The sequence below is a fragment of the Nocardia coffeae genome, assembly GCF_019890715.1.
In the GTDB taxonomy this organism is placed as follows: Bacteria; Actinomycetota; Actinomycetes; order Mycobacteriales; family Mycobacteriaceae; genus Nocardia; species Nocardia jiangxiensis.
In genome coordinates this window covers 125,373-150,599 of record NZ_JAINZY010000011.1, presented here as the reverse complement: position 1 = coordinate 150,599, position 25,227 = coordinate 125,373, and the positions used below count along the sequence as shown (strand labels likewise).

Annotated in this window: 26 protein-coding genes; 18 read left to right on the top strand and 8 right to left on the bottom strand. The window is 67.7% G+C overall.

Going from position 1 to position 25,227, the window contains the following annotated elements:
* The first annotated feature begins 51 nt into the window (after nt 1-51).
* Entirely contained in the window at nt 52-468 is a 417-nt protein-coding gene (locus K7711_RS33055; protein WP_222974339.1) for a DoxX family protein, read from the top strand.
* 13 nt (nt 469-481) lie between these two features.
* On the opposite strand, the gene K7711_RS33050 is transcribed toward K7711_RS33055, so the two are convergent.
* Nucleotides 482-1,138: a TetR/AcrR family transcriptional regulator gene (locus tag K7711_RS33050; RefSeq protein ID WP_308015060.1), complete on the bottom strand. Its 657-nt coding sequence runs from the start codon at nt 1,136-1,138 to the stop codon at nt 482-484.
* 106 nt (nt 1,139-1,244) lie between these two features.
* Here K7711_RS33050 and K7711_RS33045 point away from each other — a divergent pair, with 106 nt between their 5' ends.
* The gene (locus K7711_RS33045; protein ID WP_222974335.1) at nt 1,245-2,303 is read left to right on the top strand and encodes a glycoside hydrolase family 113 protein; all 1,059 of its coding nucleotides are present in this window, start codon (nt 1,245-1,247) and stop codon (nt 2,301-2,303) included.
* A 57-nt stretch (nt 2,304-2,360) separates the two neighbouring features.
* On the opposite strand, the gene K7711_RS33040 is transcribed toward K7711_RS33045, so the two are convergent.
* The gene (locus K7711_RS33040; RefSeq protein WP_222974333.1) at nt 2,361-2,597 is read right to left on the bottom strand and encodes a hypothetical protein; all 237 of its coding nucleotides are present in this window, start codon (nt 2,595-2,597) and stop codon (nt 2,361-2,363) included.
* Nucleotides 2,598-2,780: 183 nt separating this feature from the next.
* Here K7711_RS33040 and K7711_RS33035 point away from each other — a divergent pair, with 183 nt between their 5' ends.
* Nucleotides 2,781-3,233, top strand: a complete 453-nt coding sequence (locus K7711_RS33035; RefSeq protein WP_222974331.1) for a hypothetical protein — start codon at nt 2,781-2,783, stop codon at nt 3,231-3,233.
* Nucleotides 3,234-3,285: 52 nt separating this feature from the next.
* Here the strand turns inward: K7711_RS33035 and K7711_RS33030 are convergent, their stop codons facing one another.
* The gene (locus K7711_RS33030; protein WP_222974329.1) at nt 3,286-3,798 is read right to left on the bottom strand and encodes a polyketide cyclase; all 513 of its coding nucleotides are present in this window, start codon (nt 3,796-3,798) and stop codon (nt 3,286-3,288) included.
* Nucleotides 3,799-3,999: 201 nt separating this feature from the next.
* Between K7711_RS33030 and K7711_RS33025 the strand changes: the two genes are divergently transcribed.
* The 14 genes from K7711_RS33025 (at nt 4,000) to K7711_RS32960 (ending at nt 17,355) form a co-directional block, all read left to right on the top strand.
* Complete coding sequence (locus K7711_RS33025) at nt 4,000-5,139, top strand: acyl-CoA dehydrogenase family protein (protein WP_222974327.1); 1,140 nt, start codon at nt 4,000-4,002, stop codon at nt 5,137-5,139.
* A 116-nt stretch (nt 5,140-5,255) separates the two neighbouring features.
* Nucleotides 5,256-6,044, top strand: coding sequence for an enoyl-CoA hydratase/isomerase family protein (locus K7711_RS33020; RefSeq protein ID WP_222974326.1), 789 nt, complete (start codon nt 5,256-5,258; stop codon nt 6,042-6,044).
* A gap of 47 nt (nt 6,045-6,091) precedes the next feature.
* Nucleotides 6,092-6,469, top strand: coding sequence for a Zn-ribbon domain-containing OB-fold protein (locus K7711_RS33015; RefSeq protein ID WP_222974324.1), 378 nt, complete (start codon nt 6,092-6,094; stop codon nt 6,467-6,469).
* Nucleotides 6,466-7,617 (top strand): thiolase family protein, encoded by a 1,152-nt coding sequence (locus tag K7711_RS33010; protein WP_222974322.1) that lies wholly within the window; start codon nt 6,466-6,468, stop codon nt 7,615-7,617. Before K7711_RS33015 ends, K7711_RS33010 begins: the two co-directional genes overlap by 4 nt.
* A gap of 43 nt (nt 7,618-7,660) precedes the next feature.
* Nucleotides 7,661-8,854 carry an acyl-CoA dehydrogenase family protein gene (locus K7711_RS33005; RefSeq protein WP_222974608.1) on the top strand — a complete coding sequence of 398 codons (1,194 nt, stop codon included), beginning with the start codon at nt 7,661-7,663 and terminating at the stop codon, nt 8,852-8,854.
* Nucleotides 8,855-8,919: 65 nt separating this feature from the next.
* Nucleotides 8,920-9,870: a phosphotransferase family protein gene (locus K7711_RS33000; RefSeq protein ID WP_222974606.1), complete on the top strand. Its 951-nt coding sequence runs from the start codon at nt 8,920-8,922 to the stop codon at nt 9,868-9,870.
* 29 nt (nt 9,871-9,899) lie between these two features.
* On the top strand, nt 9,900-11,102 hold the full coding sequence (locus K7711_RS32995) for an acyl-CoA dehydrogenase family protein (protein ID WP_222974320.1): 1,203 nt from the start codon (nt 9,900-9,902) through the stop codon (nt 11,100-11,102).
* Nucleotides 11,099-11,857 (top strand): SDR family NAD(P)-dependent oxidoreductase, encoded by a 759-nt coding sequence (locus K7711_RS32990; RefSeq protein WP_222974318.1) that lies wholly within the window; start codon nt 11,099-11,101, stop codon nt 11,855-11,857. The genes K7711_RS32995 and K7711_RS32990 overlap by 4 nt, the downstream gene beginning before the upstream one ends.
* A gap of 1 nt (nt 11,858) precedes the next feature.
* Nucleotides 11,859-12,653: an SDR family NAD(P)-dependent oxidoreductase gene (locus tag K7711_RS32985; RefSeq protein WP_235748146.1), complete on the top strand. Its 795-nt coding sequence runs from the start codon at nt 11,859-11,861 to the stop codon at nt 12,651-12,653.
* Entirely contained in the window at nt 12,638-13,705 is a 1,068-nt protein-coding gene (locus K7711_RS32980; protein WP_235748145.1) for an NAD(P)-dependent alcohol dehydrogenase, read from the top strand. Before K7711_RS32985 ends, K7711_RS32980 begins: the two co-directional genes overlap by 16 nt.
* Nucleotides 13,706-13,754: 49 nt before the next feature.
* Nucleotides 13,755-15,266, top strand: a complete 1,512-nt coding sequence (locus K7711_RS32975) for a class I adenylate-forming enzyme family protein (RefSeq protein WP_222974316.1) — start codon at nt 13,755-13,757, stop codon at nt 15,264-15,266.
* 45 nt (nt 15,267-15,311) lie between these two features.
* Nucleotides 15,312-15,935: a TetR/AcrR family transcriptional regulator gene (locus K7711_RS32970; RefSeq protein ID WP_222974314.1), complete on the top strand. Its 624-nt coding sequence runs from the start codon at nt 15,312-15,314 to the stop codon at nt 15,933-15,935.
* 68 nt (nt 15,936-16,003) lie between these two features.
* On the top strand, nt 16,004-16,339 hold the full coding sequence (locus tag K7711_RS32965; protein ID WP_222974312.1) for an EthD domain-containing protein: 336 nt from the start codon (nt 16,004-16,006) through the stop codon (nt 16,337-16,339).
* A 65-nt stretch (nt 16,340-16,404) separates the two neighbouring features.
* Nucleotides 16,405-17,355, top strand: coding sequence for an MBL fold metallo-hydrolase (locus tag K7711_RS32960; protein WP_222974310.1), 951 nt, complete (start codon nt 16,405-16,407; stop codon nt 17,353-17,355).
* A gap of 31 nt (nt 17,356-17,386) precedes the next feature.
* Here K7711_RS32960 and K7711_RS32955 read toward each other — a convergent pair whose 3' ends face one another.
* The 5 genes from K7711_RS32955 to K7711_RS32935 are packed head-to-tail and all read right to left on the bottom strand — an operon-like array spanning nt 17,387 to nt 22,920.
* Nucleotides 17,387-18,151, bottom strand: a complete 765-nt coding sequence (locus tag K7711_RS32955) for an SDR family NAD(P)-dependent oxidoreductase (RefSeq protein ID WP_222974308.1) — start codon at nt 18,149-18,151, stop codon at nt 17,387-17,389.
* Nucleotides 18,152-18,191: 40 nt separating this feature from the next.
* Entirely contained in the window at nt 18,192-19,889 is a 1,698-nt protein-coding gene (locus tag K7711_RS32950) for an ABC transporter permease (RefSeq protein WP_222974307.1), read from the bottom strand.
* Complete coding sequence (locus K7711_RS32945; protein WP_222974305.1) at nt 19,889-21,049, bottom strand: ABC transporter ATP-binding protein; 1,161 nt, start codon at nt 21,047-21,049, stop codon at nt 19,889-19,891. The genes K7711_RS32950 and K7711_RS32945 overlap by 1 nt, the downstream gene beginning before the upstream one ends.
* A gap of 4 nt (nt 21,050-21,053) precedes the next feature.
* Nucleotides 21,054-21,836: an SDR family NAD(P)-dependent oxidoreductase gene (locus tag K7711_RS32940; RefSeq protein ID WP_222974303.1), complete on the bottom strand. Its 783-nt coding sequence runs from the start codon at nt 21,834-21,836 to the stop codon at nt 21,054-21,056.
* A 46-nt stretch (nt 21,837-21,882) separates the two neighbouring features.
* Nucleotides 21,883-22,920, bottom strand: a complete 1,038-nt coding sequence (locus K7711_RS32935; RefSeq protein WP_222974301.1) for an ABC transporter substrate-binding protein — start codon at nt 22,918-22,920, stop codon at nt 21,883-21,885.
* Between the two features lie 139 nt (nt 22,921-23,059).
* Between K7711_RS32935 and K7711_RS32930 the strand changes: the two genes are divergently transcribed.
* Entirely contained in the window at nt 23,060-25,003 is a 1,944-nt protein-coding gene (locus tag K7711_RS32930) for an oxidoreductase (RefSeq protein WP_222974300.1), read from the top strand.
* The last annotated feature ends 224 nt before the right edge of the window (nt 25,004-25,227 follow it).

Genomic DNA, 25,227 nt, shown 5'->3' with positions numbered 1-25,227 from the left:
GCCGCAACGGTTTTCACTGACCGGTCGGATAAAACAGTAAGGAGCGCAATCATGAACGTCGCGGTACTCATCGGACGCATCCTGTTCGCCGCACTGTTTCTCGGCTCCGCGTTCGGGCACTTCACCCAGCGCAAGCAGATGGCGGAATACGCCGGGTACAAGGGAGTCCCGGTTCCCGGGTTGTCGGTTCTGGCCTCCGGTGTGCTCCTGCTCGCGGGTGGTCTGAGCGTGCTGTTGGGCGTGTGGGCCGATCTGGGCTCGCTGCTGCTGGTCGTATTCCTCGTCCCGGCCGCCCTGCTCATGCACGCCTTCTGGAAGGAATCCGATCCGCAGGTCAAGCAGCAGGAGATGATCAACTTCAACAAGGACATCGGACTGGCGGGCGCTGCCCTGATGCTGTTCGCGTTCTTCTCGCACGTCGGTGGCGACCTCGGGCTGACCCTCACCGGACCGCTGTTCCACATCTGAGCCGCAAGGCCGCTCACCGAGGTCCGGGTTGTCGCGGCGATCCCTGCTCTGCTGCGTCGAGTGCCGGCACCAGCGGGGTGAGCGCGGCGCGGAGCAGGTCGGGCAGCGAGCCGGACACGACGACGAAGCCCGCGGTGGCGGGCACGCCTGTCGGCGGCTGTAGCCAGTGTTCGAGTGCGACACGGATCGCGGCGGCCACGGCGGTCGCGAGCACGGGGGCGGTGAGTTCGTCGGGAGCGTCGAGACGGTCGGCGATCGCGGCTGCCAGAGGTTCCGAGACCGCGCTGGTGGCAACGAGAAACGCATCGCGCAGCGCCGGGTGCGTGGTGATCAACAGCAACGCGTCGCGATGGTGTTCGCCCGGGTCGGTGTAGTGCTTCAGGACCGCCTCGATGACGGCGTCGGCGAGGCGAACGTCCAGCGGCCGGGCTGCTACCGCCGCCGCGACTCGCGCCTCCCGCTCGGCGGTGACGGCGCCGACGATCGCCTGCTCGCGACTGGAGAAGTAGTTGTTGTAGGTCCGCGGCGAGACACCGGCGGCCTCGGCGATGTCCTCGACGCGCACGTTGTCCGGCCCGTGTTCCAGCGCCAGTCGCAGCGCCGCTTCCCGCAGTGCCTCGCGAGTGGCCTGCTTCTTGCGCTCGCGCAATCCTGCCGGTCTCGTTGTCACGATCCGATCCTGCCACGAAAACATGCGTACGCGTAATATTGCGCGCACGCATGTTTTGCCTCTAGGCTGGCGCCGACCGAACCCGATCGACAGAAGGGTCACGCACATGCGAGGCAAAGGGATGACCTACGACACCGGTTTCATCCGGCATGGCCGGGCGTCACGGAAGGAATTCGACGCGGAGATCGTCCGGCGGGAGCTGGCTATCATCCGAGATGACCTGCACTGCAATGCCGTTCAGATCGTCGGAGGCGACGCCGACCGACTGGAACTCGCGGCCCGGTGCGCCGCCGAACTCGGGCTCGAGGTGTGGTTCTCGCCGTACCCGCTGGAACTGACCACCACGCAGATCCTGTCGCTGTTCGCCGACTGCGCGCGCAGAGCCGAGCGGCTGCGGCGAACGGGGGCCGAGGTCGTTTTCGTCACCGGCGTCGAACTGAGCTTGATGAACCGGGGATTTCTGCCCGGCGACACCGTCTGGGAGCGGCTCGAGTTCCTGCTGGGGAACCTCGATATCCGCGGCGAGCGACTCGCGGAGCTGATCGCCGGCCTCGACGACTTCCTCGGGGAGGCGGTACGCGTGGTCCGCGAAGCCTTCGGCGGCGAACTCACCTACTGCGCCATACCGTTCGAACGGATCGACTGGACACCCTTCGACATCATGTCGATCGAACTCATCCGCTCCGCCGAGGTGGCCGACCAGTTCCCGGCCGGTGTGCGTGAGCTGGTCGCGCAGGGAAAGCCGCTGGCGATCACCGGTTTCGGCACGGCCACCTGGCACGGCGCCGCCGAGGTGGCGCCGCGCAGCAACGAGATCGTCGAATACGACACCGCCACCGGCGACCCGATCCGGCTGAACGGACAGTACGCCCGGGACGAGGCCGGGCAGGCCGCGTACCTGAGCGAGCTGCTGGAGATCTTCGACAGCGAAGGCGTCGACAGTGCCTTCGTATTCCTGTTCGCACTCCACAGTCACCCGCACCGTCCCGGCGGCGATCCGCGAGACGACCTGGACCTCGCCAGCCTCGGCATCGTCAAGGTCCTGGAGGGCCGCCACGGCGACATCTATCCGGACATGGCCTGGGAACCCAAAGCGGCGTTCGCCGCCGTCGCCGAGTACTACGGCGGGATGACAGGCAGATCCGTTGCGACACCGGCCTTCTGAGTGAGGAGCAGCGTTCTCTCGCGGATCGAGCACTTGCTGTCGGCGTATCGCGCCGCGTCAGTCGACAGGCCCTCGGGCGGTCAGCACGGTCCTGAGCACGTGCTCGACCGCGGACTGGAACAGCGCTCCCCGTAGCTCATCTCGTTCGGCGAGGTTGCGGGTCGCGAGGTCGAGCATCTGGTCGGGGCACAGACGGCGCACCACCAGGGTGGCAACGTCTTCCAGATCGAGATCGCTGTTCGCGTTGTCCAGTCTGGCCAGGGCGAACGCGACGACGACTTCCTCGTCGGTCATACTTCGCCTCCGTCGTTCGCTCGTGCGGCTACGCCGTGGGCAGCCAGGCTCGATCCTACGGCGTCGGTCGATCGGGTCACCCTTCCGATCGGTAACACATCGGCCCGGACCAGCGACATTGCCTGTGCAACAAGATACTTCGGCAGAACTGGCGTAACGGCTGGTGAACTCTCGGGAGACTCCATGAAAGCACGCACATTCGTCGGCGTGGCGGTCGCCGCCGTCGCGGTCTCGATGGCCGGTACTGCCGGTGCGAATGCGGCGCCGCCCAGTGTCGATGTGACACCGTATCTGGTCGGCACCACCGCCTACTTCAGTGTCGATGGTGCGAATTGCTCGATCGAGTCCAACGGTGACGTCGGGTGTGACATTCCGGCGGGTATGGCCAAGTGGTACAACGTCATTCCGGTCACCGACCTGGCGATCGACCTGCCTGTCCTGCCCGCGCACCCGACCTTCGGGCTGTTCGGGCAACACGGGCGAGCGGGCAGCCCGGTGTTGCCGGAGGGAGACGGCTACGGCAGCACCATCAGCTATGCGGGAGCGACGTGTTCCGGCGGCGGCCGCGGCGCGATCAGTTGCAGCTCGAAGGGGCACAGTTTCAGCTTCGGCTGGTCAGGCACTCAGACCAGCTGAACGACCCACCCGGCGGCGAGACCGCCGGGTACGCACCGCGAACACAGCGCGATCAGAGGCGGTTCGTGGTCTGGTGGCGTTCGACGAGCTGCTTGAAGTTCAGTAACTGCCGTCGAGCCATGATCAGATCACCGACGGACAGCCCGAGCGCCACCCATCGGTTGGTCTGCATGACGACCTTGAGCAGCAGCCGCGTCGTGTCCTGATCCTGGGGCAGCAGGACGTAGGACATGAAGGCGCCCAGCATACTTCCCGTCAGCTGATTCCCCGGATCGACGGAAACGATTCGACCCCATTCGCGCCCGGCGGCGGTGGTGAATCGGTCTCCGACTCGAGGCTCGGGAAGGCTCACCAGTTCTCGCGGTGAGCGGCGGCCGAGGTTGTCGATCCAGTCGTACGAGTAGGGCGCGATCCGCACTTGCGCGACCCAGGGCCACACCGCTTCGACGGGTGCCGCGACACTTACGCCCCGCCACGCTTGCAGTGCGGGTGAGGTGACGAAGTCGTCGCAGGGATACGAGCGGACGACCTCGCTCTCGTGCACGCCCCACCGGTCACCGATCACGCATCCATTCTCCGCGCGGGGGATGTGGCAGAGCAACGGTTTGTGCCGTGAGGGAGTTGCTCGGCCCTGGCTATCGGCGGACAGGTTCGTCCCCGAGCAGATCATTCATGAAATGAACTTAGTTCACCTGAGACCTTCTCGTCGAGACATGTCCTCGCTACTCTCGAATCATCGAACTGAACTCAGCTCAATTGGAGGGTCATGTCCACGCCATTGGTCGCCGCAGGTGAAGTCCGCTGGCCACGTTCCGAACCGGTCGGGCTCACACCCGGTCCGGAGCAGTCCGCCCTGCGCGAGTCCCTGCGGGCGCTGCTGGCTAAACACGGCGACATCACTCAGGTTCGTGAAGCCTCGTCCGCGGAACGTGGGTTCTCCGCATCGCTGTGGCGGGCCCTCGTCGACGACATGTCGGTTACCGCACTCGCCGCACCCGAGGATCGCGGCGGGCTGGGATACGGGGTGGCCGAACTGGCGACGATTCTCGAGGAGTGCGGGCGCGCACTGGTTTGCGAGCCGGTCTACAGCTCCGCCGTGCTGGGCGTACAGGCTCTGCTGCTGACCCGCGCCGGCGACGACCTTCTGGCGGGCGTGCTGGCAGGGGACCTGCTGGCCACCGTCAGCGCTCTCGATGTCACCACGGACGATCTGCGGGCGGCCCGGACGTCGGCAGGATGGGTTGTCGACGGTACCGTCACCCACCTCACCTGCGGCCGAACCGCCGACGTGATCGTCGCATCCGCGGACTGTCCGGACGGCCGGCGCCTGTTCGCCCTGCGTCCGGGTCAGGACTGCGTACGGACCGAGCGAACGGTCCTGGATCCCACCCGCCGACAGGCGGACGTGACGTTGCGGGGCGCTGCGGCGGTGGCACTCACCGAACCGGAGGAGACCGCCGCCGCCGCCACGCGATTGCGCGATCTCGCCACGCTCGCCCTCGCCTGCGAGAACACCGGCATCGTCGACATGTTGCTCGAGATGACCGTGGCCTACACGTCGACTCGCCGCCAGTTCGACCGGGCGATCGGCTCCTTCCAGGCCATCAAGCATCGGCTCGCCGATCTGCTGGTGCTACTCGAGCGTGCGCGATCGGCCTCCCGGTATGCGGCCGCGGCCTTCGCCGAGGACCCGGATGCGGCGAGGCTGGCGGTTGCGGTGGCCGGTGCGGTGTGCACCGACGCGGCCGTCCACGCGGCGGCCGAGGCTGTCCAGTTGCACGGCGGAATCGGGTTCACCTGGGAGCATCCGGCTCACTCCTATTTCCGTCGCGCCATGGGAAATGAAGCGGCACAAGGCGGTTCCCGTACCCACCGCAGCACGATAGCCGCCCTCGTCGGTTTGTGAGCAGCCGCGTCGCCACACCGAATCCGGTGGACGGCGCGTATTGACGCCGGTGATTCCAGCCGGTAAAACTGAAGTGAATCCAGTTCAGGAAACTCTCCCCGACCGAAAGAGGCCACATGATCGACACCGACCACATCGTGCTCGAGAAGGACGGCGACATCGCCCGGGTCTGGCTCAACCGCCCGCACAAGAAGAACGCCGTCACCACCGAACTGCTGCACCGGCTCGACGAGATCATCGTCGAGGTCGACAACGATCCCGAGCTGAAGCTGCTCGTCCTGCGCGGGCGCGGCAACACCTTCTGCTCGGGCTTCGACCTCGATGAACTGCGCGCGAACTATGTCGGCAAGACCACCTCCATGGACGTGGCAGTGCTCTCGGCAAAGGTCTGCGACCGCTTGTACTCGATGAACACCCCGTCGCTCGCGGTGCTGGAGGGCTACGTCACCGCGGGTGGTTTCGAGCTCATGATCTCCTGCGACTTCGCCGTCGCGGCCGACGATGCCAAGATCGGCGACTTCCACATCCGCCGGGCGCTGTTCGGCGGCGCGGGACCGATCTACCGGCTGCCGCGCATGATCGGCATCCGCAAGACCAAGGAGCTGATGCTGACCGGGAAGCTGTTGAGTGGTCAGCAGGCCGCCGCGTTCGACCTCATCAACGCTTCGGCGCCGGCCGCCGAACTCGACCAGCTGGTCGCCGATTTCGCCGCGCCCATCGTCGACAAGAGCCCGTTCGCGATGAAGCTCACCAAGATGACCATCGACCGTGGTCTGGATGCGGACATCCAGTCGCTGATGGTGATGGAGCACTTGGCCGTCGGCAACGCGCTGCAGTCCGAGGACGCCGCCGAGGGCGTGAACGCGTTCCTCGAGAAGCGCGAGCCGAAGTGGGTCGGTCGCTGAATCACGAACCGGTTCAACCCTTTACGCCGACGTAAGAAGGAAAAGACATGGGCGTTCCGGAGGTCCTCGCACTCGAGGGCAGCAGGTGCACGACGTGCGGCACCGTCGCATTCCCGGCCGGCACGATGTGCGGGCGGTGCGCCACTGCGACCGCGATCACGATTCCCCTGAGCGACCACGGCGTGGTCTGGGCGTACACCGTGCAACGGTTCGCGCCCAAATCACCGCCCTATGTCGTTCCGGGCGAAGGCTTTTCGCCGTTCGCGGTCGGATATGTCGAACTTCCCGAAGGCATCAGGGTCGAGGCGGTTCTGGACTGCACCGACTTCGCCGAACTGGACGGGGCGCAGGTGCGGCTGGTCGCCGTCGCGCCGGTGCCCCGGTTCGCGACTCGCACGTTCATTCAGGAAGGTAAGGCGCAGTGACACAGTCGGTCTCGATCATCGGCACCGGACTGTCCCGGTTCGGCAGACAGCCCGAGGTCACCGGCCGCCGACTCGCGGTCGTGGCGATCAACGCCGCGCTCGACGACGCCGGATTGACGTGGCCGGACATCCAGCTGGCCTGCGGCGGCAGTGACAGCTCCGGGCTGGCCGATACCCTCGTGGCCGAATTGGGCTTCACCGGAATACCGTTCACCAACGTCAAGAACGGCTGCGCGACCGGCGGCAGCGCACTGCTCGGCGCGGTCAATGCCGTGCGCTCGGGTACCGCCGAGATCGCGCTCGCCGTCGGTTTCGACAAGCATCCGCGCGGTGCGTTCGACCCGATGCCGCAGGAATGGGGTCTGCCGGACGGCTACGGGGAGGCCGGGCTGATGGTCACCACACAGTTCTTCGGCGCGAAGATCAACCGGTACATGCGACTGCACGGCATCTCCACCATGACGCTGGCCAGGGTTGCGGAGAAGGCTTACCGCAACGGCAGTCTCAACCCCAATGCCTGGCGGACGGAACCGATGTCCGCGGCGGAGATCGCCGCGGCTCCCATGGTGAACGACCCGCTGACCAGGTTCATGTTCTGCTCACCCGGTACCGGTGGCGCCGCGGTGATCGTGGCGAGCGAGTCCGCGACCCGGCGCCTGGGCGCGCGCGGCGTCCGCCTGCGCGCGATCAGTCACCGCACCCGCCGCTTCGGCTCTTTCGAGGTGTTCAGCCCGGCGATCCAGGGCAGCGGCGAACCGACCAGCGTGAGTTCCGACGCGGCGGCCGCGGCGTTCGAGGAGGCCGGTATCGGTCCCGCCGACGTCGACGTCGCACAACTACAGGACACCGAGAGCGGTGCGGAGATCATGCACATGGCCGAATGCGGCTTCTGTGAACACGGCGAGCAGGAGGCGATGCTCGCCGCGGGCGACACCGAAATCGGTGGGCGTCTGCCGGTCAACACCGATGGCGGCTGCATCGCCAACGGTGAGCCGATCGGCGCGTCGGGGCTGCGGCAGGTCCACGAGATCGTCACCCAACTGCGCGGTGCGGCGGGCGCCCGGCAGGTTCCGGGGACGCCGCGGGTGGGGTTCACCCACGTCTACGGCGCGCCGGGGATCAGCGCTTGCACCGTGCTCTCGGTGTGAGCCGAGCACATCGATCGAGAGAAGAGCAGTGACCGAACCTACGATTCCCGAATTGGACCGGTTCATCGAACAAGCCACGTCCTGGCTCGCCGGTGTGGCCGCACCCCGCACCGAAAGTCCCTGGGGTAGCGGGTCCGATTCGGTCGCGGTCTTCGAAAACTGGACCGAAGCCCAGGAGCGTGCCGAGACCGAGCGTGTGCGCGCCTACGAACGCGCCAAGTTCGACGCGGGCTGGGGTGCGCTGAACTGGCCGCGCGGCTACGGCGGGCGCGAACTCCCGCTGTCGTACGTACTGGCCTTCCGGCGCGCCGAGGAAGCCTTCGACCTGCCGAAGCGCACCGAAATGTTCTCGGTGACACAGCAATTGGTGGCACCGACGATCGACCAGTGGGGCACCCAGGAGCAGCGGGAGCGGTATGTGCGCGCCATGCTGCGCACCGATGTCATTGCCTGCCAGCTCTTCTCGGAGACCGAGGCGGGATCGGATCTGGCCGCGGTGCGGACCAGGGCGGTCCGGACGGACGACGACGCGTGGATTCTCAACGGGCACAAGGTGTGGACCTCCGGCGCCCGGATCGCGGACATCGGCGTCGCGGTGTGCCGGACCGATCCGGGCGTCGCCAAACATGCGGGCCTGACCGTGTTCCTGGTTCCCATGGACACACCCGGGGTCACCGTGCGCCCGATCCGGCAGATGACCGGGGGGAGTTCCTTCAACGAGGTCTATCTCGACGACGTTCGCCTCGACGACGGCTATCGGCTCGGGCCGGTCGGCAAGGGCTGGCAGGTCGCGCTGACCGTGCTGGCGGCCGAGCGCCTGGACGGCGCCAACCTGGGCCTGGCCAACGCGGATCGCGCGATCGCGCTGGCCGGGAATCTGGATCGTGACCTCACCGAACTCGAACGCGACCGAGTGGCCGACCTGGTGACCCGCGGCTATGTGCAGCGCGTCGCCGCGATGCGGGTGGCCGCTGCCGTGGTGGCCGGGCGCGATCCGGGACCCGAGGCATCGATCGGCAAGCTGCTGGCCACCGACACGATGGCGCGGACCTCCGAGGTCGTGCGGCTGCTGCTCGGCCGCGACCTGGCCGCCGATTCCGGCGCGTGGGGCACCTTCGCGTGGACCGAACACGTGCTCGGCGCGCCCGGGTACCGGATCGCGGGCGGCACCGACGAGATCCAGCACAACATCATCGCCGAGCGCGTGCTCGGCCTGCCCAAGGAGCCGCGTCCGTGAGCGAGCGCAGCGAGCGAACAACAGACACAGCCGAGCCCTGGCTCATGCCGGAGCGCAGCGGAGGCATGAGCCCGACACTGGAACAGCGGGTCGCAGCGCGACTGCGTGCCGATCTCGGCGTGCGCCTGACCTCGTTCGAACGGCTGCCCGGCGGCCATTCCGGCCTGACCTTCCGGGCGGAAACCAGCGGCGAAGCGTATGTGGTCAAGGCGGTGCCGGAGGGCAGCAAACCGATCGGCCGACACGACATGTTGCGTCAGGCGCGCATCATGCAGGTATTGGCGCCGACTCCCGTGCCGGTGCCGCGAATCGCGGTGGTGGACAGCGACGAACCCGCTTGGTTCGCCATGGAACTCGTCGCCGGTGAGTCGCTGGAGCCGGTACTCGACGATCCCGCGGTCGCCGCGGACCTGGCCGCGGCCCGCATGCGCCGCGCCGCGCAGTTGCTGCCCGCGCTGCACGCGGTGGATTCGGCCGACATCTCCGCGTCCGCACTGACGCCCGCCGAGGAACTCGCCCGCTGGGCGCGCACTCTCGGCGCCGTGCCGCCGGAACTGGTTTCCGGCGGCGATCGGCTGCTGGCACTGCTCGAACGCCGGATCCCCGAGCCGATGACGCCGGGGCTCGTGCACGGCGACTATCGCCTGGGCAACATCATCTCCGCCGGCTCGGAACCGGTCGCCCTGATCGACTGGGAGATCTGGAGCCGGGGCGATCCGCGCGTGGAACTCGGCTGGTTCCACGTCTTCGCGGACGGCAGCAATTTCCCCGGTGTCGGCCGGGAGGTGCCCGGTCTGCCCAGCGCGGCGGAACTGCTGGACATCTACTGCGCAGGCGGGCCCGTGCTCGCCGAGCAAACCTGGTTCGACGCGCTCGGGCGGCTCAAGATGGCCGCGATCATGGGCCACAACCTCCGCAGGCACCGCGAAGGCCGACACCACGATCCGGACCAGGAAAAACTGCCCGCGACCATCACTCGCCTCATCGATACCGGAACCGCGCTACTCGCCGGTTGACCCTCGCCCTGCCGCTCAGGAGCCGCACTGTGGACTTTTCCTACACCGCCCGCACCCGGGATCTGCTCGTCGAACTCGACGACTTCATGAACAGCCACGTATTTCCGGCCGAGCCGGTATACGACGCGCAGATCGCCGCCAATGCCAACCCGCACGAACAGCCGCAGATCATGCGCGATCTGCAGGCCGAGGCCAGGCGGCGGGGTTTGTGGAACCTGTTCATGACGCACGACGGATTGGGCGCGGGTCTCACCAACCTCGAATACGCGCCGCTGGCCGAGGTGGTCGGCCGCTCGGTGATCGGCAACGAGGCGATCAACTGTTCGGCGCCGGACACCGGCAACATGGAAATCCTGGCCATGTACGGCACCGAGCAGCAGCAGCAACAGTGGCTGAAACCGTTGCTGGACTGCGGGATTCGCTCCGCTTTCGCGATGACCGAGCCTGCGGTGGCCAGCTCGGACGCCACCAACATCACCTCGACGATTCGCCGCGACGGTGACGAGTACGTCCTGAACGGCCGCAAGTGGTACACCTCCGGAGTTCTCGATCCGGACTGCAAGCTGATCATCTTCATGGGCAAGTCCGATCCGGCGGCGAAGACCTACCGCCAGCAGAGCATGATCCTGGTGCCCGCCGACGCCCCCGGCATCGAGGTGCTGCGCGATCTGCCGATGTTCGGCTTCCACGATCGTCTCGGCCACGGTGAGGTCCAATTCACCGACGTCCGGGTACCCGCGGAGAACATGCTGGGCTCCGAGGGCGACGGTTTCGCCATCGCTCAGGGCCGGCTCGGGCCGGGCCGGATGCATTACGCGATGCGCGCCATCGGGATGGCCGAACGAGCCATGGAGCTGATGTGCCGCCGGGCGCTGGAACGCACCGCATTCGGTGGCCCGCTCGCCGATCGGGGTGTGGTCCGCGAGTGGATCGCGCGCAGCCGCATCGAGATCGATCAGATCCGGTTGCTGGTGCTGCAGTCGTCCTGGCTGATGGACACCCAGGGCAACGCCGCGGTGCGCTCGCAGGTCGCGGCGATCAAGGTCGCGGCGATGGAGGTGGCGCACACCGTCGTCGATCGCGCCGTGCAGACCTTCGGCGCCGCCGGGGTGAGCAACGACACCGTCCTGGCCCGGATGTACGCCATCACCCGGGCACTGCAGATCGCCGACGGCCCCAACGAGGTGCACCTGCGCACGATCGCTCGTCTCGAAGTGGAGAAATACCGATGAACACATCCGATCTGACCGGCAAGGTCGCCCTGGTCACCGGCGCCAGCCGGGGCCTGGGACTGGCCATTGCCCGGGGCCTGCGCGACGCGGGCGCCACGGTGATCGTGTCGAGCCGGAAACTGGCGGCCTGCCAGGAGGCGGTGGCAGGGCTGGGCGATTCCCCGGTCGGCAGCGCCCATCCGCTGGAACTGCACGTCGGCAAGTGGGATGCCATCGAGCCGGCCCTCGACCGGATCATCGCGGAGTTCGGGCGGCTGGACATCGTCGTGAACAATGCGGGCATCGCACCGGTGGCCGAAGATCTCGCGTCGGTGACGGAATCGTTGTGGGACAAGACCATCGAGGTCAATCTGAAGGGACCGTTCCGGCTGATGGCCGCGGCCGGCGCCCGGATGGCCGCCGCCGACGGCGGATCGATCATCAATATCTCCAGCATCGGAGCCCTGCGGCCGAGCCCGCCGGAAACGATGTACGCGGCCGCCAAGAGCGGGCTCAACGCCCTGACCCTGGCCTTCGCCCAGGCGTACGCGCCGACCGTCCGGGTGAACTGCGTCCTGCCAGGCGGGTTCGCGACGGATATGGCCGAGTACTGGGACGACGAGTTCATCGCGAAGATCGTCGATCGGCTACCGGCGGGACGGCTGGGCAGACCGGAGGAAATCGCCGGACTCGTCACCCATCTCGCCGGTGATGCGGCCAGCTACACCACCGGCGCGATCATTCCGGTCGACGGTGGCCGGACCGCGGTGTACTGAGATGGGTACTGCAATGACCGACACCCGGACTGTCGATACCCTCACCCGCCTGTTCGGCTTGCCCGGCCGGACCGCCGTGGTCACCGGCGCGTCGTCGGGCCTCGGGCTCGGCTTCGCCAAGGCGCTCGCCGATGCCGGGGCCACGGTGTTCGCCGCGGCCCGCCGCACCGACCGCCTGGCCGCCCTCGCCGACGCCGATCCGCGCATCGTTCCGGTTCGGTGCGATGTGACTCTCGACGACGACCGCCGGGCGCTGGTGGATCGCTGCTACGAACAGACCGGCCGCCTGGACGTGCTGGTCAACAACGCGGGCAGGCCCGGACCCCCGCAGGCGGAGCAGGAATCGGCCGAGGGTTTCGCGGCCCTGCTCGAGGTGAATCTGCTCGCCGGATTCCATCTCGCCCTCGCCGCCGCCACCGCCCTGCCGGAGGGGCGAGGTGCATCGATCGTCAACATCTCGTCGATCATCGGACTGGCCTCGACCGCGCCGATCGGCGGGGCGAGCTACGCCGCGTCCAAGGCGGGAGTTCTGGGACTGACCCGCGAACTGGCCGGTCAGTGGGGTCATCGCGGGATTCGTGTCAACGCCGTCGTGCCCGGATGGTTCGATACCGAGATGACCGACGGACTGTTCAGCAACGACAAGTCCGGCGGCTGGGTGCGACGCAACACCATGCTCGGCCGCGGCGGTGCGGCCGGGGAGGTCGATGGCGCGGTGCTTTTCCTCGCCTCGGATGCGTCGTCGTACATGACCGGCCAGACCGTGGTGGTCGACGGCGGATGGACGGCCCGCTGATGTTGGCCGTACAGCTGACCGAATGGGGGCGGCCACCGGAACTGCGGGAAGTGCCGGTACCCCAGCCCGTCGGCGAGGAACTCCTGCTGCAGGTCACCGCGGCCGGACTGTGCCGATCCGATCTGCATGTCATGGACGCGGCGGCGGCGAGTTTCGACTGCCCGCTGCCGCTCACCCTCGGCCACGAGGTCGCCGGAACCGTTCTCGCTGCCGGACCGGACGCCGATCCGACATGGCTCGGCGAAACCGTTGCGGTGCACGGCATCTGGAGTTGTGGACACTGCCGCAACTGCGCGCGGGGCCGGGAGAACTACTGCCTGCGGCTGCGCCCCCGGACCACCGGCGCCCCGGCGCCGATCGGCAACGGCCTCGGATATCACGGCGGTCTGGCCCAGGCGATGCTGGTCCCGTCGGCCCGGCATCTGGTCCGCACCGATGGTCTGGACCCTGCCGTGGCCGCGCCCCTGACCGACGCGGGGCTGACCGCCTACCACGCGGTGCGCGAACACGCCGATCTGATCGATGCGCACGCGACCTGCGTGGTGATCGGCGTCGGCGGCCTGGGCCACCTCGGCGTGCAGATCCTGCGCGATATGGGCGCCGGTCGAATTCTCGCCGTCGACAACCGCACGGAGGCGCGCGAGATGGCCCTGCGGCTGGGCGCCGAGGCGGCCTTCCCTGACGTGGACTCCCTGCGAACAGCCGTGCGCGACGGCGCCGATGTGATCATCGACTTCGCCGGCGCACCGGACACCGCGCAGCCTGCGCCGCGCCTGCTCGCACCGGGCGGGCGACTGACGGTGGTGGGCAGCGCCGGTGCCCGGATGGAGGTCGGCAAACACCTCGGCCTGGCCGCGGGCTGGCGGGTCACGGCACCGTTCTGGGGTCCGCACGCGGATCTGGTCGCGGTGATCGACATGGCGCGGCGCGGGGCCCTGCACGTGGAAGCCACCCCCTACCCACTGGCCGATGGGGTCGAGACCTACCGGCGCCTGCGCACCGGCGACATCACCGGCCGCGCCGTGCTGATTCCGCCGCCTCTGGTGCGCTGACCGGCAAGTACGCAGCGAAGAACTCACAGTCCACACGAGGAAACAGACGATGAAGATACTCGCGAAAGAACTGCTCGAGCGGGCACAGCACAGCCCGGATCGGATCGCGGTCGTCGACGAGCTCGGCGAACATACCCTCGGTGAGATCGTCGCTGCGGCAACGACTCTGGCCGCCCGCATCGAGGCGATCGATCCGGGCGCCCCGACGGTACTCGTACAGGCGGACAACACCTGGCACACCGTGGCCGCCGCGCTCGCGGTCGGGATGCGGGGCGGGGTCGTCGCGGTGCTGAGCCCGCACGCGGCCGACTCCGAGTTCCGGCTCGCCGTGGCCGATATCGCGCCCGATCTGGTGTTCGCCGAGCCCGAGCCGTTGGACCGGTGGGACGTGCCCGCCGACTTCTCCCTCCGGGAGGCCGCCTTCGCCGGTCGCGTGGTGTGCGCCCGGCCGGGGCCGTTCGGACCGGTGGAACGCTGGCGCGGCGGAACGGCCATCGCGATGACCTCGGGATCCACCGGACGTCCCAAATGCGTCGTGCAGTCCGAGGAAGCTATTCGCTACGCCTGCGCCCGCACGATCGAGGTCGTGGGCATGCGGCCCGGCGACGCCGTCGGGGCGTTCGTTCCGCTGTCGTCGGTGGCCGCGTTCTGCTTCGGCATGTATCTGCCCGCTTACCTGGGCGGGAGCATGGTGACGATCGAGAAGTGGTCCCCGGCCGCCGCGTTGCGCGCGATGGCGGCCCATCGCGTCGCCTGGACGATGTTGGTCCCCACGATGGCCCTGCAGCTGTCGCTGGTCGACAATTCCCCGGGCACGCCGGCGCTGCGAGCGATGACCGTGGGCGGCGGCCCGATGAACGAGAGCGCCATGGCCGCGGCGGAGAACCGCCTCGGCACCACCTTCCTGCGGGTGTTCGGCATGTCCGAATGCCTCGGCCACACCACGCCGCGGATCGACGACCCGCCCGCGATCCGCCTCGGCCGCGACGGACGCCCGTTCGAGGGCACCGTGGTCCGCGCGGTCGACGGCGCGGGGAACATCCTGGGCCCGGGTGAGGTCGGCGACGCCCAGGTGAAGGGGCCGTCGCTGTTCGTGGGCTACGCCCGGGAGGGTGTTCCGGTGCCACCGCAACTGACCCCCGACGGATTTCTGCCCACCGGCGATCTGGTCGAGGTGGCACACGACGGCTCGATCCGCGTGCTGGGTCGGCAGAAGCAGATCATCATCCGCGGTGGCCGCAACATCGATATCAACGAGATGGAGGCGGCGATCGCGGGTCTGCCCGCGGTCGTCCAGGTCTGTGTCGTCGCGGTGCCCGACGATCTGCTCGGTGAGCGCGCGGCCGCGCTGGTCGTCACCGATGGTCCGCCGCTGACGCTGGACAGCGTCACCATGCAGCTCGCGGCCGCGGATGTGCCGAAGTTCAAGTGGCCGGAGTATCTGTTCACCGTGGCGGATCTGCCGCAGAACCGGGTCGGCAAACTGGACCGGCCCGAGGCGGTTCGCCTGGCGACCCGCTTGACAACCTCGACTGACTCGAGTTCAGCTCAGGTGAGGTAATGTCGATCCGGCTATATATACGAGACGCATGGGGGTATTTCACTGATGGTCGCTGATACCGAAGCTCGCCGCGAGAGCGCCCGTTCCAAGCGCAGCCATATCCTCAGCACGGCCATCGAGAAATTCGGGCAGGTCGGCTACGAGCAGACCAAGTGGGCATCGGTCGCCGGTGAGGTCGGCATCGGCCAGACCGCGCTGTACCACTACTTCGAGTCCAAGGCGCACTGCCTGCTGACGATCATGCGCCTCGAACTGGCCGATTCCGTCGACCGCTTCGTCGCCGCCACCGAGAATCAGGACGACCCCGAGCAGGCTCTGCGCGCAGCGGTCGCCGGAGCCCTGGCGGGCACACCGACCGACGCCCTGCAACGGCGGATCCTGCAGAGCCACATGGATCTGCTGACCGCACCGCGCCAGTCCGAGAAGGAGGAGGCCGAACGGCTGCGCTCCCGGGAGCTGGTACAGGAGATCGAACAGAACTGGTCCGGGCTGGTGTCGCGCGGTATGGACGCCGGCGTGTTCATCGACGGCGACCCGCGTCTGCTCGGACAGTTGATCCTCGGCATGATCGTCAGCATCTGGCGCTGGTACCGGCCTCAGGGCGATCTGAGCCTGGCCGAGATCACCGAGACGATCAGCACCTCGGTCGTCCGGCTTCTGGTCAAGTAAATCCCCGGCACATCCGAACGGGGTTCGGCATGCCCGCAGAAACCAAACAGAATTCAATTAGGAGAATCGTGTACAACCTCATCGTTCTGGCATCCCGCCCCAGTGATTGGTCGCACGAGCAGTTCATCGAGTGGTGGCGCGGCGAACATGCCGAGGTCACCTACCCCATTCCCGGACTGCTGCGCTGGCAGCACACCGAACTGCTCGAGTCGATGGACGAGAAGTCGGCAGGTTGGGATGGGCTGTCGATCCTGAGCTTCGAATCCCGTGAGGCGCTCGACGCCGCGCTGGCGAGTCCGGAATGGCAGGCCGCGGTGCGGCACGTCGGCGCCATGCGGGGTCGGCGGATGATCTGGTTCGGCGACGAGCGGACGATGGTGCCGCTCACCGAAACCGCCGCGTGAGTACGCACTGGGCGGAACCCGGGTGTTACCCGATAGCCGAAGGCATTCATCGCATTCCGCTGCAGATGCCACAGGATGGACTGCGTGCGATCAACGTGTACGTGCTGGAGACCGATACCGGCCTCGCATTGATCGACGGGGGCTGGCACCGGCCGGACACCTACCGTGAACTCGCCACCGGGCTCGCTCGAATCGGCCGTTCTCCCGATGAGATCCACGACGTGTTCGTCACGCACGTGCATCGCGATCATTACACCTTCGCCGTCGAGCTGCGTCGCAGGCACGGGTGCCGAGTCCATCTGGGCGCCGAGGAATCTCCCGGCCTCGAGGCCATCCACCGGCTCGGCACCAACGAGCCCGAGAATTCCCTGCACGAGTTGCGTCGCGCGGGCGCAAGCGATCTCGCCGCCCGCGCCCGGATCGGCAGCCTGGCCGAGTCTTTCGATCCACAGGACTGGGAGCCGCCGGACCACTGGTTGCGGCCGGGCACCGTCGAACTGTCCGGGTACCGTCTGCACGCTCAGGCGACTCCCGGTCATACCAAGGGCCACATGGTCTTTCGGGACCTCGATCGACATCTGATGTTCACCGGCGACCACGTGCTGCCGACGATCACCCCTTCGGTCGGGTTCGAACTCGGCCCATGGGAAATGCCCTTGGACAACTTCCTGCGCTCGCTGACACTGCTGAGCGACGACGACGCACCGGTGATGCTGCCCGCCCACGGCCTGCCCGGCGGGAGCGTCGGCCGTCGAGCGCGCGCACTGCTCGCTCACCACGAACATCGGTTCGCTCAGATCCTGGACGTCGTCGGCGAACTGGCGCCGTGCACGGGAGCGGTCGTGGCCCAGGCACTGACCTGGACGCGGCACGACCGCCGGTTCGACACCCTGGGCACCTTCGACCAGATGTTCGCCACCTGTGAGACGCTCGCGCATCTCGATGTGCTGGTCGCTCGAAATGTGTTGACCGCGAAGGACAACGACGGTGTGGACGTCTTCGGCATTGCTCGCTGAGGACGTCCACACCGTCGTTTCCGGACCCGCTCTACACGCAGGTCCACCCACCGTCGACGTAGAGTTCGGTGCCGGTGATGAAGGTCGAATCGTCGCCGGCCAGGAACGCGACCGCCGCGGCGACCTCCTCGGCTCGGCCGAGCCGGCCCATCGGGGTGTGCTCGAGCATCGCGCGGTGCCGGTCACTGCCCTCGTACCGGTCGAGCAGCTGGCGCGTCTCGATGAATGCGGGGTGGATCGAATTGACCCGTACCCCCTTGGTCGCCCAGTGCAGGGCCGCATTCTTGGTCATCGTCCGGACCGCGCCCTTGGCCGCCGCATACGCCAGACTGTTGCCCAGTCCGCCCACGGTGCCCAGGACCGAGCAGAGGTTGACGATCGACCCCCCGCCGGTGCGCTCGATGAGCGCACCGGCGTGCTTCATACCCAGCCAGGTACCGGTCTGGCTGATCGCGATCACCTTGTTGTACCGCTCGAGATCTTCGTCCACCACCGTGGCCAGGCTGCCGATCGCGCCGTTGGCGACGAGCGCATCCAGGCCCGAGAAGCGCTCGGCAATCACCTCGACCGCATCGCGCCACTGCTGCTCGTCGCTGATATCCAGCTCGAGCACGTGGTGTAGTTCGGGATTCGGGATCTCCGCCGCCACCCGCGCACACGCCTCGGCATCCAGATCCGTCAGCACGAGCACGGCGCCCTCGCCGGCCAGCCGCCGCGCGATCTCCACGCCGATGCCGCCGGAGGATCCGGTCAGCAGGATCACCTTCTCGCGCAATCTGGCACTACCGCTCGTCATATCCATCTCTCCACTTCCGGCTTTCGCCGCCCGGTCCGAATCACAGATTGCTCAACACGTTCCGGCCGCCCACGAGCATCGCCGCCGCCACGCCCACGGTCGTGACCGCGGTCATCAGCAGCGCCATCGCGGCGACGAGTGGATAGGAGCCGTTCTCCCACAGATCGAACAGCAGGGTCCCCATCACCTGGGTGGTCGATGCGCGCACCAGCAGTGAGGCGGCGAACTCGTGCGTGAGCAGGATGAACATCAGCGCGACCGCGCTCAGGATGGTCGGGCGCATCAGCGGGAGCATCACCCGGATGTTCGTAACCATCGGTGAGGCTCCGCTGGTCGCCGACGCCTCGCTGTAGGTGGTGCCCAGCGAGAGCAGCGCGGTCATCTGCATCCGGATCGCGTAGGGCAGCATCAGCACGATATAGACCAGGATGATGACCGCGCGGGTCCCGTACAGGATGAACGGCGGCTCGGTGTAGGTCAGCAGGAATCCCACACCGAAGATCACCGCCGGAATACCCATCGGCAACACGGCGATGAGGTCGGCGATCAGTGCCAGGATCCGGAATCGCCTGCCGCGCACCAGCAATGTGGCCACCGCGTAACCGATCGGAATGCATATCGCCACGGCGACCAGCGAGGTGATGACGCTGGTGACCACCGAGTCCACGATCGCCTGGTTCGAGGCGAGACTGCGGAAGTTCGCGAGGGTCAGGATGTGCGGGGACAGCGAGCCCGACCAGTACGGCGTCAACGAGACGACGACCAGCCCGAGCAGCGGGATGACCAAGGCCAGCAGGGCGTAGATCACCATCGTGACCGAGGCCCAGACCGAGCGTCCCGGCGGCGCCGAGAATGCCTTGCCGCCGTGGGTGACGAACCGAGTCTGGTTGCCCAGCAACCCTTTCTGGATCAGCACCACCGCGAGCCCGAAGAGCACCAGGGGTGAACCCGCGGCCGCGGCCGCGGCGAAATCCGACGGTGACTCCGAAACCCGGCTGTACATTTCGGTGGTCAGCACCTTCACGCCCTTGTTCTGCCCGAGCAGCAGCGGCCCGGTGAACTGGCCCAGGCCCAGCAGCAGGGCGATGCCGCCGCCGTAGACCAGCGACGGGCGCAGCAGCGGAAGCACGACCCGGAAGAACACGCCGACGGTCGAGGACCCGCTGATCTGAGCCGCCTCGAGATGTTCGGCATTGATGCTCTGCATACCGGCGCTGACGAACAGGTAGACGAACGAGGTCAGACCGAAACCGGTGAGGATGACGATCCAGGGCACCGTGTAGACGTCGACCGGTCCGGTGTCCGAGCCGCGCCACCAGGGCAGGTGGCGTAGCAGCACATTGAGATACCCCGGCCCGGGGGACAGCAGGAACGTCCAGCCGACGATATTGGCGACCGCGGGCATCACGATCGGCAGGATCGGGACGATGCGCAGGAACGACAGGCGCGCGGGCAGCCGGCTCGCGGCGAAGGCGAGCAGGGTCCCGAGGACCATCGCGATCACCAGCGATCCGACGGCCAGCACGATCGTGGTCCGGATCGTGTCGCCGATGTCGTATCGGCCGTACTGACTCCGGTAGCCGTGCGCTCCGTCCTGGAATGCCAACGCCTGCAACCGGATCATCGGGACGACGACCAGATAGGCGAGAACCGCGAGCAGGGCCAGGTATCCGATCCGCGACCGCCATTGCGCCGGAATCGCGAAAGGTCTTGCGGCGGTGATGCTCAGCGAGGTCATCAGGGGTGTCCTTGCGCGCTCACGGGTACCGCCACGGGTACCGCTGGGTCGAGATCGCCTGCCGGAGGGAAGATCCGGAGGCTCGCGGGCGAGAAACTGACCACCACCGGAGCACCGGGGCGGCTGTTGCGCAGCGCCGGACCGTGTGTCGCGGCATCCGCTCGCAGCAGGAGTTGCTCGCTGCCGGTCGCCACCGTCACGTCGAAGTAGCGGCCGCCGTATTCGTAGGTGACCAGTTCCGCGCTCAGCACCACGTTGCCCAGCGGCACGTCCTGGGCCGAGGCATGGAGCAGCACGTCGTCGGGACGCAGTCGCGCGACCGCCGCCGAGCCCCGATCGGCCGAGCCCTGGACCAGCGCATGCGTGAGGTCGATGGCGTCTCCCGCCGACGTGCGCCAGCCGTCGTGACCACGGTGCAGCTCGAGACGGTTGGCCATGCCGATGAAGGCCGCGACGTACTCCGACACCGGATTCTCGAAGACTCGTTCGGGTGCGTCGTATTGTTCGATCCTGCCGGACTTCATGATCGCGAGCCGATCACCGAGCGCGAACGCCTCGGCCTGGTCGTGGGTCACGAATACCGCGGTGAAGCCCAATTTCTGGTGCAGCTGATGGATCTGGGTGCGTACCTGGTCGCGCAGCCTGGCGTCGAGGTTGCTCAACGGCTCGTCGAACAGCACCAGGTCCGGTTGCGCGACCAGACCGCGTGCGACGGCCACCCGCTGCTGCTGCCCGCCACTGAGCTGGGAGGGATAGCGATCGAGCAGGGCGCCGCAGTCCACCATCTGCGCGGCGGCCTCGACCGCGCTCTCGGCGATCGCCTGTTTGCGCCCCCGCACCTTCAGCGGATAGCGGATGTTGTTCCGGACCGTCATGTGCGGCCACAGCGCGTACGACTGGAACACCATCCCGATATTGCGTTTGTGCGGAGGCACATTCGTGCGGGCGCGTCCGTCGAAGACGACGTGGTCCTTGAACGTGATCGATCCGCCCTGCGGGGTTTCCAATCCCGCCAGGCAGCGCAGTGTCGTCGTCTTTCCGCACCCGCTGGGACCGAGCAGGACCAGGAATTCTCCCTCCTCGATCTCGAGGTCGAGTTGATCGACCACGACGTTGGATCCGTAGGTCTTGCTGAGCCCGGCGACGGTGAATTGCGACATCGGCTCATACCTCCTGCGGCTGTCGCTTGGGGGTGTAGACGCCCGCGGCGGTACCGCCGTCGATGAGCAGGTCCACACCGGTGATGTAGGCGCTGTCGACGCCGGCCAGGAACGCGATCACCTTGGCCACCTCCTCGGCCGAACCCCGGCGCTGCATCGGGATGCTGCGCACATAGGCCTGCACGTCGTCGGATTCGAAGCCGGGACCCGCGGTGATCTCGGTTTCGATGCTGCCGGGGCACACCGAATTGACCCGGATGCCACGGCCCGCCAGCTCCAGGGCCGCGACCTTCGTGAGCGCACGGACGCCGAACTTGGCGGCGCCGTAGGCGCCCAGCTCGGCGGTGGCCAGCACCCCGCGCAGCGACGAGATGGTGACCACCGCGCCGCCGTCGCGCATGGCCGACGCGGCGGTCCGCAGGGCCAGGAAGGTGCCGACCAGATGCTGATCGAGGATCGTGCGGAACTGCTGCAGTGTGGTGTGTTCGAGCGGGGCCTTGAGCGCCGAACCGGCGCAGTTGACCAGCACCTGGAGCGGGTGTTCCGCCCATTCCATCTCGGAAACGACTGCCTGCCAATCGGATTCGGCGGTGACATCGAGTTTGCGATAGTGCGCGCCGGGCCCGAGTCGCCGGGCTCGTTCGCGCCCTGCGGCATCGTCGACGTCGGTGAGGTAGACCGTCGCGCCACGTGCGGCGAACAGTTCCGCGGTCGCGCCGCCGATCCCACCGGATGCCCCGGTCACCAGCACATTGACGCCGCGTAGCGGCTCGGCTGTCTCGTCCATCTGCTGTCCTTCGTCAAGGGGGGAGTGGTTGGGGTTGCGCCGGCGATCAGCCCTGGAAGCGCTTCGACCAAGCCTGGGAATACTGCGAAACTTTGTCCGGCGTCAGGTTCGCCGTATTCGGCGTCGGAAGGTCCTGGGCTCGGGCGACCGCACCGGGAATGTCCGGCAGGACCGCGGCGTAGCCGGAATTGAGCGCGACCTGTCCGTCACGGGTGACCATGAAATCGGCCAGTACCTGCGCGGCGTTCGGATGTGGCGCCACCTTCGTGACGTGGCTGTACCAGGGGGTTCCGAAAGGCGACTGCGGCAGAACCCAATTCACCGGCGCGCCCGCGGCCACCTCGGTGGTCAGCGGTTGCACCGAAGGGGTGACGGAGATTTCACCGGACGTGAGTGCCTGCGCGATGCCCAGGGCGCTCGGATACACCCGTGGCGCGAGTGCGGCGAGCCGCTTCCAGTAGTCCGCGCCGTAGGTCTTCTCGTAGTACTGGTACATATCGACGTACGCGGCGATACCGGTGGGGTTGGTGATGCCGATCTTGCCCCGGTACTTCGGATCGAGAATGTCGCGCGGATCCTTCAGCCCGCCCGGGACGGCCGCGGTGTTCCAGCCGAGTGCGAAGACCGCGGCGCTGGTGAGGGCGAAGCGGTTGTGCAACACGCTGGTTTGCGGCTGGTACTCGGGGGCGTGCAGGTCGGGACCTACGAGATCGGACGAATAGGTGCCGGACTGCGCGGCGGTCTGCACCCAGGCCGCGTCGGTCAACATATGCACATCTGCTATGCCTTTGCCGGTCTTGTTCTCGGTCTCCACGCGCGGATTGATATCGGCATCGGTCCCGCGCACGTACTCCATGTGGATCTGCGGATACTTCGCCTCGAATGCCCGTTTCAGGGCATCCAGATTGGCCGGTTTCTGGCTGGAATAGAGCACCACTTTGCCCTCGTGCTCCGCGGCTGTGACTACGTCGGACCAGCTACCTGATACCGGCTTCGTCGTCCCGGAAGCCCCACCGCAGGCGCTCAGGCCCGCGACGGCGGCGAAGACCGCGCCGATGGCGACGGCCTTCGACAGGGTCCTCATGATGCGATGCGTTTGCTGAAAGGTCACCGAATCCACCTAACTGAACTGATGTCAGTTTGAGAAACTAAGCCAGAAGGCCTTGTGGTGTCAATCACTCTGTGTCAATAATGTGAATTGAATCCAGTTCAAGGAGGATCTCATGGCCACACTGTCGGCTCCGCTGCGGATCGGCGCATTGCGCCTGGCCAACCGCCTGGTAGCCACCGCGCACGGGTCCGGCGCCGTCGCAGGTGGTCTGGCGCAGCCGGGAGACGACGAGTACTGGCGCCGCTGCGCGGCCGGTGGTGCGGCGATGGTGATCGCGGGCGGAACGGTGGTGAGCCCGGAATCGACCAACCGCATCGGCAACACCACCGAGGCGTGGCGGCCCGAAGCCCTCCCCGGGCTGCGCAGGCGCGCCGCGGCGATCGCCCAGGAGGGGGCGATACCGGTCTGTCAGCTGGTGCATCTCGGGCGAGAGACGCTGGGCGCGGAGATCTGGGGGCATCCGATCGGGCCGTCGGCGCTCCGATCCCCACGCGAACCGGTGCGTGCCCGCACGATGACCGAGGCCGATATCGACCGCGTCGTCGACGATTTCGTGGTGAGCGCACGGCACGCCGCCGAAGCGGGCTTCGCCGCGGTGGAACTGCATGCCGCGCACGGCTATCTGCTCGCGCAGTTCCTGTCCGGGGCGTCCAATCACCGCGCCGATGCCGACACGATCGCCGGCCGGGTGCGCATACTGCACCGGCTGCACGCGGCGATCGCCGATGCCTGCGCGGATCTCGTTCTCGGCGTGCGGGTTTCGATCGACGGCGCCGATGAGGCGGGTCTGGACATCGATGGGTTGTGCGAACTGCTGCCGCTGCTGGAGATGTTCGACTACCTCAATGTGACGGCGGGGGTTCGCACCACCTACGTCCGCGATATGGCCACCGACGTGCCGCCGCTGCTGACACACGGAGCCCGCCTGCGGGCCGCGACGACGCGACCGCTGCTGGTCTCGCAGGCGTTCCGGTCCCGCAGCGACATCGAATCGGCGTTGGACGCCGGCGCCGATCTCGTGGGCATGGCGCGTCCGTTCATCGCCGATCCGCAGATCGCCGAGAAGCTGCTCCGTGGTGACGATGCCGCGATCCGCCCGTGCGTCTCCTGCAATGAGGACTGCCGCACCTTCACCCCCGCGCTGCTGTGCTCGGTCAATCCCGACCTGGGCCCCGGCGGCTCGGGCGACCGTCCTGCGACGCCGCTGCGGCTCGGCCGACGACCCGGGCCCGGCAATCGCGTGGCGATCATCGGTGCCGGACCCGCCGGGCTGGAGGCCGCGTTGCGATTGGCGCCCACGCACGATGTGACGCTGTTCGAGGCCGGCTCCCACATCGGCGGGCAGTTGCGGACCGCCGCGCAGGCGCCCCATCGCGACGGGTGGGCCCGATTGCTCCGGTTCTATCAGGACAACATCGGCGCCGCGACGCTGAAGCTCGGGCACTCGGCGCGCCCGGCGGATCTGGACGGCTTCGGCGAGATCATCATCGCCACCGGCGCGACGGAGATGTCGACGCAGGGTGCGTGCTCCGCCACCGAGGTCATCCTCGACCGGGACCGGATCGGGCCGGGAAACCGGGTGGTCGTCGCCGACGACGGCTTCGGGTACTGGGCGACCATCGGCGCGGTCGAGTCGGCACTGGCGGCCGGCGCGGCCGAGGTCACGGTGCTCGTTCCCGGGCCCGCATTCGCGTCGTCGATTCCCGCGGAGAGCCGCGTCCAACTACGCAAACGGCTGGTGGGCCACCCGGTGACCTTGGTTGTGGAGGCCGCGCCCGTCACGGTGACCCCTGCGCCGGAAGCCACCTCGCAGACAGTGCTGACCTACCGAAACATTCTGTCCGGCAGCACTTCTGAGCTGGTCTGCGACAGGTTCATCGCAGTCGGTGAGCGGGTCGCCCGTGACTGGCAGCCGTTCGTGCAGGAGTTGCCGCACACTCGCATTCAGGTGATCGGCGATGCGGCCGTGCCGCGTCGCGTCGCGCACGCCATCGCCGAGGGATACGCCGCCGCTGAAACGATCACCTCGAGGCCGCACACGATCACCGCGGCATGACATGAAAGCCCCGGGACGCGATGGGCTTCCGTCGAGCGCTCGACGCCTGCTGCATCATCTCCCGGTTCGCGCACGCGCGGTGCAGGCATCCGTCCGGCGGTAGTAGCCCCGTCGGAACTCCCGAACCCGGCCTGCCCGACTCGAAGTCGACGCCGGGACAGTGACCCGACCCCTATCTCCCCTGACCAGGTCCGGCCGGTCCGCCGACCGTCGACCTTCCCCGG

What these genes read in the sequence shown, in the direction of transcription:
- K7711_RS33055 (WP_222974339.1), top strand. Translation starts at nt 52, where the DNA reads ATGAACGTCGCGGTACTCATCGGACGCATCCTGTTCGCCGCACTGTTT.
- K7711_RS33045 (WP_222974335.1), top strand. Translation starts at nt 1,245, where the DNA reads ATGCGAGGCAAAGGGATGACCTACGACACCGGTTTCATCCGGCATGGC.
- K7711_RS33040 (WP_222974333.1), bottom strand. Translation starts at nt 2,597, where the DNA reads ATGACCGACGAGGAAGTCGTCGTCGCGTTCGCCCTGGCCAGACTGGAC.
- K7711_RS33035 (WP_222974331.1), top strand. Translation starts at nt 2,781, where the DNA reads ATGAAAGCACGCACATTCGTCGGCGTGGCGGTCGCCGCCGTCGCGGTC.
- K7711_RS33025 (WP_222974327.1), top strand. Translation starts at nt 4,000, where the DNA reads ATGTCCACGCCATTGGTCGCCGCAGGTGAAGTCCGCTGGCCACGTTCC.
- K7711_RS33020 (WP_222974326.1), top strand. Translation starts at nt 5,256, where the DNA reads ATGATCGACACCGACCACATCGTGCTCGAGAAGGACGGCGACATCGCC.
- K7711_RS33015 (WP_222974324.1), top strand. Translation starts at nt 6,092, where the DNA reads ATGGGCGTTCCGGAGGTCCTCGCACTCGAGGGCAGCAGGTGCACGACG.
- K7711_RS33000 (WP_222974606.1), top strand. Translation starts at nt 8,920, where the DNA reads ATGAGCCCGACACTGGAACAGCGGGTCGCAGCGCGACTGCGTGCCGAT.
- K7711_RS32990 (WP_222974318.1), top strand. Translation starts at nt 11,099, where the DNA reads ATGAACACATCCGATCTGACCGGCAAGGTCGCCCTGGTCACCGGCGCC.
- K7711_RS32985 (WP_235748146.1), top strand. Translation starts at nt 11,859, where the DNA reads ATGGGTACTGCAATGACCGACACCCGGACTGTCGATACCCTCACCCGC.
- K7711_RS32980 (WP_235748145.1), top strand. Translation starts at nt 12,638, where the DNA reads ATGGACGGCCCGCTGATGTTGGCCGTACAGCTGACCGAATGGGGGCGG.
- K7711_RS32975 (WP_222974316.1), top strand. Translation starts at nt 13,755, where the DNA reads ATGAAGATACTCGCGAAAGAACTGCTCGAGCGGGCACAGCACAGCCCG.
- K7711_RS32970 (WP_222974314.1), top strand. Translation starts at nt 15,312, where the DNA reads ATGGTCGCTGATACCGAAGCTCGCCGCGAGAGCGCCCGTTCCAAGCGC.
- K7711_RS32960 (WP_222974310.1), top strand. Translation starts at nt 16,405, where the DNA reads ATGCCACAGGATGGACTGCGTGCGATCAACGTGTACGTGCTGGAGACC.
- K7711_RS32955 (WP_222974308.1), bottom strand. Translation starts at nt 18,151, where the DNA reads ATGACGAGCGGTAGTGCCAGATTGCGCGAGAAGGTGATCCTGCTGACC.
- K7711_RS32950 (WP_222974307.1), bottom strand. Translation starts at nt 19,889, where the DNA reads ATGACCTCGCTGAGCATCACCGCCGCAAGACCTTTCGCGATTCCGGCG.
- K7711_RS32945 (WP_222974305.1), bottom strand. Translation starts at nt 21,049, where the DNA reads ATGTCGCAATTCACCGTCGCCGGGCTCAGCAAGACCTACGGATCCAAC.
- K7711_RS32940 (WP_222974303.1), bottom strand. Translation starts at nt 21,836, where the DNA reads ATGGACGAGACAGCCGAGCCGCTACGCGGCGTCAATGTGCTGGTGACC.
- K7711_RS32935 (WP_222974301.1), bottom strand. Translation starts at nt 22,920, where the DNA reads ATGAGGACCCTGTCGAAGGCCGTCGCCATCGGCGCGGTCTTCGCCGCC.
- K7711_RS32930 (WP_222974300.1), top strand. Translation starts at nt 23,060, where the DNA reads ATGGCCACACTGTCGGCTCCGCTGCGGATCGGCGCATTGCGCCTGGCC.